The organism is Hydrogenophaga laconesensis (assembly GCF_031457235.1).
In the GTDB taxonomy this organism is placed as follows: Bacteria; Pseudomonadota; Gammaproteobacteria; order Burkholderiales; family Burkholderiaceae_C; genus Hydrogenophaga; species Hydrogenophaga laconesensis.
The window spans coordinates 98,399-113,464 of record NZ_JAVDWE010000008.1; the positions used below are offsets into that span (position 1 = coordinate 98,399).

The 15,066-nt window shown below is 64.7% G+C and carries 11 protein-coding genes; 5 read left to right on the top strand and 6 right to left on the bottom strand.

What is annotated here, in order from left to right; all coding sequences use genetic code 11:
* Positions 1–11 precede the first annotated feature (11 nt).
* From J2X09_RS15010 to J2X09_RS15035, 6 genes are all read right to left on the bottom strand, one after another.
* Positions 12–1,994, bottom strand: a complete 1,983-nt coding sequence (locus J2X09_RS15010; protein WP_204734199.1) for a carboxypeptidase-like regulatory domain-containing protein — start codon at positions 1,992–1,994, stop codon at positions 12–14.
* Positions 1,995–2,002: 8 nt separating this feature from the next.
* Positions 2,003–2,833, bottom strand: coding sequence for a hypothetical protein (locus J2X09_RS15015; RefSeq protein WP_204734200.1), 831 nt, complete (start codon positions 2,831–2,833; stop codon positions 2,003–2,005).
* Between the two features lie 6 nt (positions 2,834–2,839).
* Positions 2,840–3,301: a hypothetical protein gene (locus J2X09_RS15020; protein WP_204734201.1), complete on the bottom strand. Its 462-nt coding sequence runs from the start codon at positions 3,299–3,301 to the stop codon at positions 2,840–2,842.
* On the bottom strand, positions 3,298–3,951 hold the full coding sequence (locus J2X09_RS15025) for a hypothetical protein (RefSeq protein WP_204734202.1): 654 nt from the start codon (positions 3,949–3,951) through the stop codon (positions 3,298–3,300). The genes J2X09_RS15020 and J2X09_RS15025 overlap by 4 nt, the downstream gene beginning before the upstream one ends.
* Before the next feature lie 175 nt (positions 3,952–4,126).
* Complete coding sequence (locus tag J2X09_RS15030; protein ID WP_204734203.1) at positions 4,127–4,726, bottom strand: hypothetical protein; 600 nt, start codon at positions 4,724–4,726, stop codon at positions 4,127–4,129.
* Between the two features lie 201 nt (positions 4,727–4,927).
* Positions 4,928–5,440, bottom strand: a complete 513-nt coding sequence (locus J2X09_RS15035; protein ID WP_204734204.1) for an Lrp/AsnC family transcriptional regulator — start codon at positions 5,438–5,440, stop codon at positions 4,928–4,930.
* A 183-nt stretch (positions 5,441–5,623) separates the two neighbouring features.
* Here J2X09_RS15035 and J2X09_RS15040 point away from each other — a divergent pair, with 183 nt between their 5' ends.
* From J2X09_RS15040 to J2X09_RS15060, 5 genes are all read left to right on the top strand, one after another.
* Positions 5,624–9,220: an indolepyruvate ferredoxin oxidoreductase family protein gene (locus tag J2X09_RS15040; protein WP_204734205.1), complete on the top strand. Its 3,597-nt coding sequence runs from the start codon at positions 5,624–5,626 to the stop codon at positions 9,218–9,220.
* 117 nt (positions 9,221–9,337) lie between these two features.
* Positions 9,338–9,661 (top strand): preprotein translocase subunit YajC, encoded by a 324-nt coding sequence (yajC, locus tag J2X09_RS15045; protein ID WP_204734206.1) that lies wholly within the window; start codon positions 9,338–9,340, stop codon positions 9,659–9,661.
* 117 nt (positions 9,662–9,778) lie between these two features.
* The gene (gene secD / locus J2X09_RS15050) at positions 9,779–11,653 is read left to right on the top strand and encodes a protein translocase subunit SecD (RefSeq protein ID WP_204734207.1); all 1,875 of its coding nucleotides are present in this window, start codon (positions 9,779–9,781) and stop codon (positions 11,651–11,653) included.
* Between the two features lie 15 nt (positions 11,654–11,668).
* Positions 11,669–12,622, top strand: coding sequence for a protein translocase subunit SecF (secF, locus tag J2X09_RS15055; RefSeq protein ID WP_204734208.1), 954 nt, complete (start codon positions 11,669–11,671; stop codon positions 12,620–12,622).
* Between the two features lie 82 nt (positions 12,623–12,704).
* A complete protein-coding gene (locus tag J2X09_RS15060; protein ID WP_204734209.1) occupies positions 12,705–15,044 on the top strand; it encodes a DUF1631 family protein in 2,340 nt (779 codons plus the stop codon).
* Positions 15,045–15,066: the final 22 nt, after the last annotated feature.

The following is a 15,066-nucleotide window of genomic DNA, read 5'->3' on the forward strand; positions in this document are numbered from 1 at the left end:
GGCAACCCCGCTCACTCGTTGCGCTGCACGGGAATGCTGACGGAAACGCTCTCGCGCAGACGCACGTCCACCTTGGCCTGGCCCTGGTCCACCACGTTCCAGGGCAAGGGCAGCGTCTCACCCCGCACGGTCACGGTCCGGGGTCCGCCGGCCACGAAAGGGAACTCGAAGCGGCCCTGGCTGTCGGTGCGCACGGCGTAGCGGTTGTCCAGGTAGACCGTGACGTTGGGCACGCCCTGTTCACTGGCTTCCTGCGTACCACTGCGGTTGGCATCGAAGTACACCGTGCCTTCGATGCGGCCGCCTCCCTCGCTTGCCCGGCCGCCCAGCGGCACGTTGCGACTGCCCGCCTCAAGTTCGTAGCGCAGCACGGCGTAGAACGAGCGGTCCGACTCCGGGAGGAAGAAGGTCACGGGCAGGGCCAGGGGGTCGAGCGATTCGTCGTAGCGGCTGCGACCGGTCGAGCGGTTGTAGTTGGCCTCCATGCTCCAGCGCGGGCTGACGCGCCAGTAGCCGCCGAGGTTGACGCTGTGCCGGGAACCGTTGATGGTGCGCTTCTCGGTCGTCAGGTTGCCACGCAGGCTGACCTTGTTGGTCAGCGGCGCCGAAACGCTCAGGGCCGCGTTCCAGGCAGATTCGGCGGCGCGGTTCTGACTGGCATCGTAGGCGCCGACACCCAGGCTGGTGGACACGGCCCAGCCCTGCGGGACCAGCCATTCCTGGTCCCAGGTCAGCCAGCGCGAATTGATCTCGTTGGAGCCGTGCGTGAATTCCAGCCGCAGGCCACTCGTGCCCCAGCCGTTGTGGAAGCGCCAGTCGCCATAGCTGCTCCAGGCGTCGCCGTCAAAGCGGCGCACGGTGGTGCCGGCCCCCACGGAATGATCGCGGTTGAGGCGCCAGCGCGCCGCGCCGGTGGCGAAGAAGCCGCTGCCGCTGCGCCCACTGATCGAGTCCAGCCAGTCGATCGAACCTTCCGCCGACCACTGACGGGTGCGCCAGCTGCTGCGCATGTACGCACCAACGAGATCGCTGGCCAGGGGTTGGTTGGCCCAGGTCAGGTCTTCTTCGAGGCGGTACGCCCCCACACCATGCTTGCGGGGACCATCGTCCCACTCGGCGTCGATCCAGAAGCCGGTGCGAGCGCCATCCACGTTGGTCGCCTGTGTGCGCAGCACCTGGCCCTGGATGCGGCGCTCGGCACCTTCGTGGCGCAACGCGAGCAGCGAGGAGTTCGCGTCGACGATGTCGCTGGCCTGCGTGGGCACGTCGTAGTTCGACACCTTGCGCGCGTCCTCGTGCTGCATCGCCACCGTCCAGCCCCGGTTGGACATGAAATCCGTTTCGTCCGCGCCGAGGCGCCATTGCCCACCGAAGGTGGTGCGCTCACCGGCCAGCTTGCGAAAGCCATTGGCCGGCAGAAAGCCCAGCCGCCCGGGCTCACCCATGCTGGCCTGCAACTGGACGCCCCGGCCGGGGTTCTCCCATTCGGTGCTCAGGCCTTGCATGATCGTGGACGGCAGGTAGATGCGCGCCGGCAGTCGCATGATGCCCGGCACGGGCGGGTTGATGACGCCGAGTTCATTGCTGGTCAGCCAGCCGCCCGAGAGGGGCATGGCGCGCTGGCGCAATGTAAGCGTGCCGCTGCTGTCGCTTGGCGCATAGGTGCCGTCGATGGACAGCGTGCCGTGGTTGGGCGTTTCCAGAAGTCCGTAGATGCCGTAGCCGATGCGCGTTCTGCGCGACTGATCGAACGGCTGAGTGCCCAGACGGGTTTCCAGGCGGAGGAAGCGTGGCCATCCCTCGCGGTCATAGGCCTGGGCGTCGGGATCTTCGGCCGGTTCGGGGGGCAGGCCCTCGATCACGCGGTCCACATACGATGGCGCGCTGTTGCTGCCGCTGGTGGCGGTGTCGGCCTGAGGCTGTTGTGCCAGCCCTTGCATCCAGGGAGCGGATGCGCCAAGAAGCGCAAGAACGCAGGGGAGCGCGCGCGGCATCACTCCCTTCATGGAGTGAAACTCGCGTCCAGCGGGAGGCGGTTCTTGCCCCATTCCAGATTGCCTTTGACCGTCAGCGGGAAGCGCACGTCAGGTGCTGGCTTGCCTTGTTCGACGATCGGCACGATGGTCACGCGGCGGGTTTCACCCGGTAGGATCGGCAGATCCGAAGGAGCCATCTCGTAGCGCGTGCCACTGGCATCGGTGCCGTTGACGAAGCCCTCCAGCCGGCCATGGGCGTTGCCCCGGTTGCGCACGTCGATCGCGGCCACCGGCTTGCCATCGACCCTGACCACGCGGGTTCCGGTGATGTCCAGCTGCGGTGCCGCGTCGCCGATGGTGGCATAGACGATCACGCCGATACGGCCGCCCACGGGAAAGTTGATGTCGCCTTGAACGCGCGCGGGATCCAGACCTTCAATCATGAGCGCGAACCGGCACTCACGCGCCGGCGTGCCCGGCGGCGGGGTGATCTCGAAACGGTAGCGGTAGCGAGCGCCGGGCTCGATGACCAGTTCGCGCCGCTCGATCGCCACCCAGGGTCTGCAGCTGTCTGCCGCCAGCGTGTCGCTGAAGGTCACTGAGTTGTCTGGCTGCAGGGTCCAGTCGTTCGTGTAAAGGCGGTAGTGACCCCGCTGCTGACCGACGTGCTGGATTTCCACGACCTGCCTCAGATTCTGGCCGGGTGCGACCTGCACTTCGAAGCGCGGCGGTGTGATGTAGGCGGCGAAGCCCTGGGCCTGGGCATGGGGTGCCAGGGCAGCCAGGGAGAGCGCGCACAGCCAGCCTGACGGGGAGAAGGAAGGAAAGCAGAAGAGGCTCAGGATGGCAGAACGCATGGTGGATCAGTCGGCATCCAGTTCGAAATGGAAGTTCAGGCGACGGCTGTTCGACTGCCAGTCGGCATTCGAGCGCAGCCTCACGAGGAGCTGGTCTTCCAGCGTGGGCGTGTTGATCCGTCCTGCATAGACCAGGGCGCGCTCGCCCGACAGCAGGCGACCCGCCTGCAGGCGGCCTTGCGTGGTCCATGCGGCCTCGATGCTCGAGGCTTCGTCGCGCGGCAGCACCATGTAGATGCGTCCACTGCGCCCGACCCAATCGCGCGTGTCGATGCGGATGTTGACGCGCAGCCGGGCTTCCATGCCACCAGCGTAAGGCTGGCCGGATTTCAGCGGCAGCCACTGCATCTGCACGTTCGGTGGAACGGTGTGGCTCAGGGAGTCGTCCAGACGGTGCGGGTTGGCCCACGATCCCGTGGCAACGAGCCATCCCATGAGCATGGCCGTGAAAGATCTGCGCACGGTCATGGACTGCTCAAGGTGTAGGTCACGGTGCCGTTGTAGGTGCCGGCGGCCCGCACCGCGCTGTTCGCGTAGACGAACGAGTGGCAGTTCTCGAAGTAGGTGTTGCCGGGCACCGTGGCGAGCGTCAGCGTGCCGCCATTGAAAGTGCCGGCCGGTATCACGTTGGGTGCACCGCTGCCGGGCGCGGAGACGGTCCAGCTGATCTCCGTGAACGGAATGGTGTCCGTACCGCTGGTCAGGTTGGCGGGCGAGGACACGCTGAGCGTCGCATTGGCTGCACCGCTGTTGCGGCGGTATCCCGCGCCGACCATCACCTGACTGGAGGGTGTCGGGCAGGTGTTGTTGCCGTCGCCATACAGGCTGACCGACTGTGTGCTGTTGCTGGTCATGTCCAGGTCGGTACCGTTGCCCATCTGCGCGACCGGCACGGTAACTTGCACGAGGTTGACGACACCGCTGGTACCCGCCGTGCCATTCAGCGTGCCACTGGTTCCGCTCACAGCACCATTGCCCACATGAAGAAACAGACGGCGAGAGCCCGAGGTGATGGTCAGTGACCACGCATGTGCTGCTCCTATTTCCGCGAGGCACAACAGGACCAGGCAAGCCTGGGTCGCGTGGCGGGCAGTGATGCAGCGGGTCTGGCGCTTCATGAGTTGCATGTGACCGTGGCAGCGCAATCGCACTGGCAGATTGTCTTCCGCGACGTGCGGGAGGCGTACCGGGAAAACGCGATTGGGAAGCGCGTGGCATCCCCATCTCCCCGCCTGGCGACCTGGGACGGCGCTTGAGCTTGAAGTCGCGCGGTTGTCCCAGGCTTCGCCTGGGTCAGGGCATTGCGGCTGTGTAGGTCACGCGACCATTGTTGGCAACGGTGGCACCGTAGGTACCAGGTGCCACCACTGCCGAGTTGGCATAGCTGAAAGTCCAGTTGGCGCTGCGGTCCGTGATCTTCGTGCCCGACGACAGCGTCACGTTGCTGGCGGCACCGGTGCCCGTGGCGGGAATCACCGGGCTGGGCAAGGCGGCAAGGTTGGTTGTGGCGCTGATCTCGGACCAGGGAATGGTGTCGCCGGAACCGTTGGAGAGTGCACCCGTGGTGGCGGCAGTCAACGTGATCTGACCGTTGTTGCCCAGAACACGCACAGGCACCACGTTGCCGGTGATCGCGCCGGCAGCGGCGCCGGTGCCTACCGCAGCGGGGTTGGTGGTGTAGTCGAACGTCACCATGTCGATGGTGGCATTGTTGGCCAGACCGGCAGCACCAGTGCCCACGCCCAGGAACAGCACGCGAGGAACGATGACGCGGAAATCAAGGCGCGCGGTGGCACTGCCTGCACCCGTGACAAGCTGGGATTCGGCCGAGGCCATCAACGGGGAGGCCACCACCACGGCAGCAGCAAGCTTGACGAATAGAGCTTTCTTCATGGAGGTCTTTCTTTGTCAAAGGTACAAAATGTGAAATGCATGCTTTTGATGTATGCATTTATGCGGGTTGACGGCGGAATATTACGGGAAGTCCCTTCGATTCGGTAGCGGCTGGTAGGATAAATTTCACATATTTCAAGCACTTGCAGCGACTTTGTTAACCAGCGGTGGAAAAAGAATGACAGTCGGTTAAAAAAGCACTCAAGTGAAACCAATCTTTGCCGAGGCCATACTTTTGGTTGCAGAAAGGTGGTGCAGAGGCAGTGCGCTGCCGGACTTCACTTCACCCAGCGAAAAGCTGGTGTGGAGATCCTTCACATTGGGCAGATTGAGCAGCACTTCGCGGGCGAATTGGCTGAAGTGGTTCAGATCCCGGCTCACAACCTGCAGCTCGAACGTACCGGAGCCACTGATGTAGTGGCAGGACACCACTTCCGGGATGCGGCGGATGGCGTTTTCCAGACCGCGGGTGACGTCTCCACTGTTGCGGTCGGCGTCGAGTCGCACGAACGCCAGAACGCCCAGGCCAATTTTTTCGCGGTCAATCTCGGCCCGGTAGCCCCGGATGAAGCCGGCCTCTTCCAGCGCGCGCACGCGCCGCCAGCAAGGCGCCGCCGACAGGCCCACGCGCTGGGCCAGTTCGGCATTGGTCAGGCGCCCATTGTTCTGCAGTTCTTGCAGGATCGCGATGTCGAACTTGTCAAGTGTTTCCATGGATGCTACTTATTGGAATGAATCTTTCTCGATCATCGCCAAACAAGGCATGAAACGCAAACACCTGTCGCGCACTGAGGCATACACTTTGCGCCAAACTGGAGCCAGACGCCTACCCGGCGTCGGCCTCGTTCTCGATTCGCCCACAAGGCGGAGTTCCATATCCCTCACGGAGACAAGCCGATGAACGCCCCACTGCCCGACCACATCCGCCGCGCGCTCGAGACGGTCACCCTGGATGACAAATACACGCTCGACCACGGGCGGGCCTTCATGAGTGGCGTACAGGCGCTGGTGAGGCTGCCGATGCTGCAGCGCCAGCGTGACGCCTTGGTCGGCAAGAACACCGCCGGTTTCATCAGCGGCTACCGGGGGTCGCCCCTGGGGGGCTATGACCAGGCTTTGCAGAAGGCTGCGCCCTATCTGAAGGCGCAGAACATCGTGTTCCAGCCCGGCGTGAACGAGGAACTCGCTGCCACCGCGCTATGGGGCACTCAGCAACTGGGGTTTGCGCCGCCCGGCACCAATCGATTCGACGGTGTATTCGGCATCTGGTACGGCAAGGGCCCCGGTGTTGACCGCTGCTCCGATGTCTTCAAGCACGCCAACATGGCGGGCACCACGCCGTGGGGCGGCGTGATCGCGGTGGCCGGGGACGACCATGTGGCGAAGAGCTCCACCGCCGCGCACCAGAGCGACCACATCTTCAAGGCCTGCGGCCTGCCTGTGTTCTTCCCGACCTCCGTGCAGGACATCCTCGACCTCGGCCTGCACGCGTTTGCCATGAGCCGCTTCAGCGGCGTTTGGGCGGGCATGAAAACCATCCAGGAGATCGTGGAGTCCAGCGCCACCGCCGAAATCGACCCGGACCGCGTGAACATCGTCATCCCCGAGTTCGAGATGCCCCCAGGGGGGCTGCACATCCGTTGGCCCGATCACGCGCTCGACCAGGAAGCCCGCCTGTTCGACTACAAGTGGTACGCCGCCCTGGCTTACATCCGCGCCAATCGGCTCAACCACAACGTCATCGCGGGTCCGAATGACCGGTTTGGCCTGATTGCCAGTGGCAAGGCGTTCAACGACACCCGCCAGGCCTTGCTGGACCTGGGACTGGACGATGAAACCTGCCGCCGCATCGGCCTGCGGCTGCACAAGGTCTCGGTGGTCTGGCCGCTCGAGGCCCAGACCACGCGCGAATTCGCCACCGGCCTGCGCGAGATCCTGGTGGTGGAGGAGAAGCGTCAGGTCATCGAGTACCAGCTCAAGGAGGAGCTCTACAACTGGAGGCCTGACGTGCGCCCGAACGTGCTCGGCAAATTCGACGAGGTCGAGGGCGACTTCAGTGGCGGTGAGTGGAGCATGCCCAACCCCAGTGCCCGCACTCTGCTGCGCGCCAACGCCGACCTCTCGCCAGCGATCATCGCCCGTGCCATTGCCAAGCGGCTCAAGAAGATCGGTGGCGTGCCGGAAGATGTGATGTCGCGCATCGACGCGCAGCTGGCGATCCTCACGGCCCAGGAGCAGTCGCTGCAGACCCTGCTGACGCAGGGCGTGGCCGGAGCCGAGCGCCAGCCCTGGTTCTGCTCGGGATGCCCGCACAACACGAGCACCCGTGTGCCCGAGGGTTCGCGCGCCATGGCCGGTATCGGCTGCCATTTCATGACGATCTGGATGGACCGTGCGACCGTGGGCTTCACGCAGATGGGTGGAGAAGGGGTGCCATGGGTCGGGCAGCAGCCCTTCAGCAAAGACCAGCACATGTTCGCCAACCTGGGCGATGGCACCTACTTCCACAGCGGCCTGCTGGCGGTGCGCCAGAGCATTGCCGCAGGGGTGAACATCACCTACAAGATTCTCTACAACGATGCCGTGGCCATGACCGGTGGTCAGCAGGTGGGCGAGCGCCCGGAAGGGCACAGCGTGGTGCAGATCGCGCAGAGCATGCGCGCCGAGGGGGCGGTGAAGATCACCATCGTTACCGACGAACCGGAAAAGTACGCCAGTGTGAAAGGTCTGCCCGAGGGCATCGCGATCCAGCATCGTGACACGCTGGATGCGGTGCAACGCGAATTCCGCGAGATCAAGGGCACCACGGTCATCATCTACGACCAGACCTGCGCCACCGAGAAGCGCCGCCGCCGCAAGCGCGGGACCATGACCGATCCCGACAAGCGTGTGGTCATCAACGAACTGGTGTGCGAAGGTTGTGGCGACTGCGGGGTGCAGTCCAACTGCCTGTCGGTCGAGCCGCTGGAGACCGAATTCGGCCGCAAGCGCACGATCAACCAGAGCACCTGCAACAAGGACTTCTCGTGCGTGAAGGGGTTCTGCCCCAGCTTCGTCACCGTCGAAGGCGGGCAGCTGCGCAAGAAGGACAAGGGTGGCGCCAAGCGGGAATGGACCGGCGGCGATCTGCCGCAACCCGTTCTGCCCAGACTGGACACGGAGGCCTGGGGCGTCATCGTCGCCGGCGTCGGTGGTACTGGCGTCATCACCATTGGCCAGCTGCTCGGCGTCGCCGCGCATCTGGAGGGCAAGGGCATCGTCACGCAGGACGCGGCCGGTCTGGCTCAGAAGGGCGGTGCGACCTGGAGTCACGTGCTCATCGGTGCCCGGCAGGAGGACATCCGCACCACGCGCGTCTCGGCCGCCTCGGCGGACCTGATCCTGGGTTGCGACCCCATCGTCAGCGCCCACAAGGAAACGTGGCAACGCCTGCGCGCCGGCCGCACCCACGTGGCGCTCAACGTGAATGCCACGCCCACCGCTGCCTTCGTGAAGAACCCTGACTGGCAGAACCCGGCGCAGGCCTGTGTCGACGCACTCGTGCAGAGCCTTGGCCATGAGGCCGTGGGCACGTTCGACGCCGAAACCGCCGCCATGCGTTTGATGGGCGACAGCCTGTATACCAATCCCATGATGCTGGGTTACGCATGGCAGAAGGGCTGGCTGCCGCTGGAACACGAGTCGCTCATGCGTGCCATCGAGCTCAATGCCGTGCAGGTCGACAAGAACAAGGCCGCCTTTGAATGGGGCCGCCGCGCCGCGCACGACCCGCAGGCTGTCAGGGCGATGTGGCAGCAGGTGGCTGGCGAACAGGTGATCCAGTTCAAGAAGCGCGACTCGCTCGACGACCTGATCGCGCGCCGCGTCGAGTTCCTCACCGCCTACCAGAACGCCGCCTATGCCGCGCAGTACCGCAGTTTTGTCGACCGTGTCCGGGCTGCCGAAGCTCCACTGGGCAAGTCTTCGTTGAGCGAGTCGGTGGTGCGCAACCTGTTCAAGCTCATGGCCTACAAGGACGAGTACGAGGTGGCCCGCCTGCACAGTGATCCTGCCTTCCATGCGCGGTTGGCCAGCCAGTTCGAGGGCGACTACAAGCTCAAGGTGCACCTGGCGCCGCCCCTGACCGCGAAAAGGAACGAGCGCGGTGAACTGATCAAGCGGCCATTCGGGCCCGCCATGTTCACAGCTTTCAAGGTTCTCGCGCGGCTCAAGGGCCTGCGCGGCACGGCGCTGGACATCTTCGGCCGCACGGAAGAGCGCCGCACCGAGCGTGCACTCATCGGCGAATACCGGGCCGATGTCGAAGCCTTGCTGCCGGCACTGCACATCACCAACCACGCCCTGGCGGTGGAAATCGCCCAGATTCCCGAGCAGATCAAGGGTTTCGGCCACATCAAGGAGCGCCACCTCGCCGCTGCGCGCAGCCGGCGCGCGGGCCTGCTGCAGCAATGGAACCACCCGGAAAAGGCCGCCAGCCTGGCGCGGGCAGCCTGACCCGCGGCGCCACCCCCGGCATACAATTGCCGGTTGAGTCCGGAGTGCCCGGCGCCGCCCATCCGGTGGCCCGGGCCTTTGGCATTGTTGTGACCCCGAACCTGTTGGAGACCCTCTGTGTTCATTTCCTCCGCTTATGCCCAAGCCGCTGCCGGTGGCGACACCCAATCCACCCTGCTGGGCATGCTGCCCCTGGTGTTGATGTTCGTGGTGTTGTATTTCGTGATGATCCGCCCTCAGATGAAGCGCCAGAAGGAGCACAAGGCCATGGTGGAAGCGCTGGCCAAGGGCGATGAGGTCGTCACCGCTGGGGGCTTCCTCGGCAAGGTGTCCAAGATCGGTGAGATTTATGTGGGTGTGGAACTTGCCGACGGCATGGAAGTCCAGATGCAACGCACCGCTGTCGTGCAGGTGCTGCCCAAGGGCACGATCAAGTCATAAGTAAAACCCTGCGCGGGCCGGTTGACGCCAGCCCGCTCCCCCACAAGGGGGCGGCGTCGAGGGCCCGGCCGAGCCGGTGCCCAGACGCCTCTGGAAACGTACCGCCAAGGCTTTTTCATGAACCGATACCCGCTGTGGAAGTACGCGATCATCGTGGTCGCTCTGCTGATCAGTGCACTTTATGCGCTGCCCAACCTGTTCGGGGAGTCGCCCGCCGTGCAGGTGTCGGCAGCCCGCTCCACGGTCCGAGTGGACACGAGCACGGTCACGGTGGTGGAGCAGACACTTGCTGCACAAGGAATCTCGTCCTCGCTGATCCAGCTGGACGCCAATTCCGTCAAAGCGCGCTTTGACAGCACCGACGACCAACTCAAGGCGCGCGACGCACTTGAGAAGGCGTTCAATGCGAACCCGGCCGACCCCAGCCACGTGGTGGCGCTGAACCTCCTGCCCCGCACGCCGGCATGGCTTGCCTCGCTGGGTGCTTCGCCCATGTACCTGGGTCTGGACTTGCGGGGGGGCGTGCATTTCATGCTCCAGGTGGACATGCAGGCGGCACTGGTGCGCCGAGCCGACGTGCTTGCCACCGATCTGCGCACCGTGATGCGTGAAAAGGGCTTGCGCCACGGCGGCATCAACCGCAGCGGTCAGACCATCGAGCTGCGTGCGGGTGACGCTCAGACCCTGGGCGCCGCGCGCGATCTGATCCGCAGCCAGTTCGCCGACCTGCAGGTCACCGAAACAGCCGACTTCCGCCTCGTCGGCACCATCAGCCCCGAAGCCGCACGCCGGGTGCAGGACCAGGCGCTCAAGCAGAACATCACCACCCTGCACAACCGGATCAACGAACTGGGCGTGGCCGAGCCGGTGATCCAGCAGCAGGGCGCAGACCGCATCGTCGTGCAGTTGCCCGGCGTGCAGGACACCGCCAAGGCCAAGGACATCCTGGGCCGCACCGCCACGCTGGAAGTCCGTCTGGTGGACGAAAGTGTGGAGGGCCAGGCCGCCGCGCGCGGCACGGGCCCGGTGCCTTTCGGTGCCGAGCGTTACCCCGAACGGGGCGGGCAGTCCGTGGTCGTCAAGCGCGAGGTGTTGCTGACCGGCGAGAACCTCAGTGACGCCCAGGCCGGCTTTGACAGCCAGACCCAGGAGGCGGCGGTGCACCTCACGCTCGATGCCAAGGGCGCTCGTGTTTTCCGCGACGTGACGCGTGAGAACGTGGGCAAGCGCATGGCCATCATCCTGTTCGAAAAAGGGCGTGGTGAAGTCGTGACGGCCCCTGTGATCCGCGGTGAGATCGGTGGCGGGCGCGTGCAGATTTCCGGCGCCATGAACACCGTGGAGGCCAACGACATCGCCCTGCTGCTGCGCGCCGGCTCGCTGGCCGCCCCGATGGAGATCATCGAGGAGCGCACCATCGGCCCGAGCCTGGGTGCCGAGAACATCAGCAAGGGCTTCCACAGCGTGCTGTGGGGTTTCATCGCCATCGTCGTGTTCATGTGCGTGTACTACGCGCTGTTCGGTGTGTTCTCCAGTATCGCGCTGGGCTTCAATGTGCTGCTGCTCGTGTCGCTGCTGTCCATGCTGCAGGCCACGCTTACGCTGCCCGGCATCGCCGCCATGGCGCTGGCGCTGGGCATGGCGATCGACTCCAACGTGCTGATCAACGAGCGCATTCGCGAAGAATTGCGCCGCGGTGCCTCGCCGCAGGTGGCGATCAACACGGGTTATGACCACGCGTGGTCCACCATTCTGGATTCCAACGTCACCTCGCTGATCGCAGGCATTGCTCTCCTGATCTTTGGCTCGGGCCCCGTGCGCGGCTTCGCCGTGGTGCATTGCCTGGGCATCGTCACGAGCATGTTTTCGTCGGTGTTCTTCTCGCGCGGCGTCGTCAACCTCTGGTACGGCCGCCAGAAGAAGCTCAAGACCGTCGCCATCGGCACCGTCTGGCGCCCCGAAGGGCAGAACGCCCCGGCCAAGGCCGACTGATCAGGAAATCACGCCATGGAATTCTTCCGCATCCGCCGCGACATCCCGTTCATGAAGAACGCGCTGGTGCTCAACGCGATCTCTTTCCTCACCTTCATCGCCGCGGTCTTCTTCCTGACCACACGCGGCCTGAACCTCTCGGTGGAGTTCACGGGCGGTACCGTCATGGAGGTGGCTTACGAGCAGCCTGCCGACCTCGAGGCGGTGCGCAAGGTGATCGAATCGTTGGGCTACATGGAGGTGCCTGTTCAGAACTTCGGCACCTCGCGCGACGTGCTGCTGCGTCTGCCCGCGCAGGCGGGCCAGTCGTCAGGCCAGCAAAGCGACGCCGTGCTGGCCGCCCTGAAGGCGCAGAACCCGGCTGTGGAATTGCGCCGTACCGAGTTCGTGGGTCCGCAGGTGGGTCAGGAACTGTTCACCAGCGGTCTCATGGCCCTGGGCCTCGTGATCGTGGGCATCATGATCTACCTCGCCTTCCGTTTCGAATGGAAGTACGCGGTGTCGGCCATCGTCGCCAACCTGCACGACGTGGTCATCATCCTGGGCTTCTTTGCTTTCTTCCAGTGGGAGTTCTCGCTCGCGGTGCTGGCGGCCACTCTGGCCGTGCTGGGTTATTCGGTCAATGAGTCGGTCGTCATCTTCGACCGGATCCGGGAAACCTTCCGACGCCAGCGCAAGATGAACACGCAGCAGGTGATCGACCATGCCATCACCTCCACCATCAGCCGCACGATCATCACCCACGGGTCCACGCAGGCCATGGTGTTGTCCATGCTGGTGTTTGGTGGTCCCACACTGTTCTATTTCTCCCTGGCCCTGACCATCGGCATCTGCTTCGGTATCTATTCTTCGGTGTTTGTGGGGGCGGCCATGGCCATGTGGCTGGGCATCAAGCGCGAAGATCTCATCAAGACCAGCAGCAAGACCGAGGGTGATCCCGACGATCCGAACGCCGGCGCTGTGGTTTAAGCGCGAACACCGGGCGGGGGGTAGCCGCCCGGCGGCGGAGGGAGCCTGGGAATGAATCCATCCGTGTCATACTGCACACATTGTGTCGCCACCCGATCAGCACGTTTCATCCCTGGCCAAGCAGGCACGTGAACTCTTCGTGGTTCATGTGGGTAGGGCGCTTCCCGAACTGGTCAAGGCCTGCGACACCCGGCTGACCTCCATCCTGGACCAGGCCGGTTCAGCCCGCGAGATGCAGGCCAGGCGCGATGCCTGGACCGGGTTCCAGAAAAACCAGACCACGTGGCTCAACCAGAGCCGCAAGTCCTTGCAGCGCACGCTGCTGCCCCGTTTCTCCAATTCCGGCACCCCGACCAGTGTGTCCGGGCAGCTCGAACTGGTGGCTGAAGGTGCCATCGACGACCAGATCCTGGCGTCCCGGCTGGCCATGCAGGTGCTGGACAAGTCCTCCACCGAGCTCAACGAACTCCGTCTGCGCATCCAGCACTTGGAAGGTCGACAGGAGCTACCGCGCGGCGACGTGCTGCTGCCCGATGTCACTGCGCGCATCCTGGTGGACCAGTGGCTCGAAGCGCACATGACGCGAGAAGCCTGGTCGCTGGTGCAGGACGCACTGTCGCCGATTCTGGCCAACAAGTTGCACGAGGCCTACAAGGCAGCTAACGAATTTCTGGTGGCCAGCGGTGTGATGAAGGAAATCGACCTGCAGGCGCTGGTCAAGCGGGTGCCTGGTAGCCGGAGCGACGCGCCGTTGGTACGCCGCGATGCGTCGGCTGCGGGTGCGCCCTCGCGTCCGCACACCGGCCCGGTATCGATACCGGGCTCCGTGCCCGGTGGCATCAGCCGCACGGGGGCCCCTTCGTCCGGCATGGGGGTGCATGACGAAACCCGGCTCATGACCAGTACCTCGCCGCTGGCGCGGGCGCGCTTGCGCGCGCAGGGTGTGGTGGGTCGTCTCCGGCGCATGCTGGCCGACCGGGTGGGCGGCGATTTCGAGGCCACGCAGCTGCTGCCGCCCTCGCCCCGGCTGCAACAGGCGATCCAGCAACAGATGGCCTCGCCGAGCGTGGCCGCGAGCCTGTATGTGTCCGGGTCTTCCGGCCTGGCCGCTGTCCAGGTGGATACGGCCCATGTGGAGCGGGCGGCGTCCTCGCTGCGCCATCGCACGGCGGAGCTGAAGCAGGCCGCCAGCACGCCGACCGAAAAGGCCACGATCGAGGTGGTTGCGCTGATGTTCCAGAGCATCCTGGCCGAAGAGCGCATTCCTCCCAGTGTGCGGGTGTGGTTCGCCCGGCTTCAGATTCCCGTCCTGCGTGTGGCGCTGGCCGAACCTGAGTTTTTCAGTGCCTTGCAGCATCCGGCGCGCCAACTGATCGACCGCATGGGCTCCTGCGTCATGGGCTTTGAATCGAATGTGGGGTCGGCGGCCCTGGAAGCAGAAATCAAGCGCGTGGTGCAGGTGATCGAGCAGTACCCGGAGACCGGGCGACGCGTGTTCCAGCTCGTGTTCGACGAGTTCCAGAAATTCCTGGCCACCTACCTCAGCGAGAAAGGCAGCGCCAGCCGTTTCGTCAGCGTCGCGCAGCAGGTCGAGCAGAAGGAGACGCTCTCCGTGCAGTACACGATCGAGTTGCGCAGGCTCCTCGATGACATGCCGGTGCGCGACGAGGTTCGTGACTTCCTGTTCAAGGTGTGGGCGGACGTGCTGGCGGTGGCCAGCGTCAAATACGGTTTGAAGCATGAGGAGACCACCGCGCTCAAGCAGGTGGCGTCTGACCTGTTGTGGGCCGCGAGTGCCAAGCCGAACCGGAATGACCGCGCCCGCGTGATCCAGCAGTTGCCGGGCCTGCTGCAGCGCCTGCGGCATGGCATGGGCCTGCTGGGTTTCCCCAGCAGCCTGCAGGATCAGCACATCAAGTCGGTGAGCGATACGCTGGCCGATGCCTTCATGTCACGCACGGAGTCCATTTCGCAGGAAAGCCTGGACAACCTTGCGGATCGCCTGGCCAATCTGGAAGACTATCTGCCGGCCAACGGTTTGGGCGATCTGGATCTGGACAACGAGAGCATCGAGATGATCACGGGTGTGGATGCCAGCAACATCGAGGTGATCAACCAGGGTGGGAGCCAGCCCAACGAAGCCATGCGATCCTGGGCCGTGGAGTTGCAGATTGGCTCCTGGTTCGGCCTGGACCACAACGGCAAGCTCAACAGTGTGCAACTCGCCTGGCGCAGCGAACGCGGCCAGCTTTACCTGTTCGTGACCAACGGCGGGCGCTGCTTCCTGGTCCAGTCTACCCGGGTGGCCTCCTACCTGCAGGCCGGTCTGCTGGTGCCAAGCGAGGAAGAAGCGCTCACCGTGCGCGCCACGCGCGACGCCATGGCCAAGCTCGAGGCCAACCCGGAACGCCTGTTGAACTGAGCCGGTGCAGGCCGGCCACAGG

Bases quoted from the DNA above. Each gene is read 5' to 3' on its own strand.
- secF (WP_204734208.1), top strand. From the start codon at position 11,669: ATGGAATTCTTCCGCATCCGCCGCGACATCCCGTTCATGAAGAACGCG.
- J2X09_RS15035 (WP_204734204.1), bottom strand. From the start codon at position 5,440: ATGGAAACACTTGACAAGTTCGACATCGCGATCCTGCAAGAACTGCAG.
- J2X09_RS15010 (WP_204734199.1), bottom strand. From the start codon at position 1,994: ATGCCGCGCGCGCTCCCCTGCGTTCTTGCGCTTCTTGGCGCATCCGCT.
- J2X09_RS15020 (WP_204734201.1), bottom strand. From the start codon at position 3,301: ATGACCGTGCGCAGATCTTTCACGGCCATGCTCATGGGATGGCTCGTT.
- secD (WP_204734207.1), top strand. From the start codon at position 9,779: ATGAACCGATACCCGCTGTGGAAGTACGCGATCATCGTGGTCGCTCTG.
- J2X09_RS15025 (WP_204734202.1), bottom strand. From the start codon at position 3,951: ATGAAGCGCCAGACCCGCTGCATCACTGCCCGCCACGCGACCCAGGCT.
- J2X09_RS15015 (WP_204734200.1), bottom strand. From the start codon at position 2,833: ATGCGTTCTGCCATCCTGAGCCTCTTCTGCTTTCCTTCCTTCTCCCCG.
- J2X09_RS15030 (WP_204734203.1), bottom strand. From the start codon at position 4,726: ATGAAGAAAGCTCTATTCGTCAAGCTTGCTGCTGCCGTGGTGGTGGCC.
- J2X09_RS15040 (WP_204734205.1), top strand. From the start codon at position 5,624: ATGAACGCCCCACTGCCCGACCACATCCGCCGCGCGCTCGAGACGGTC.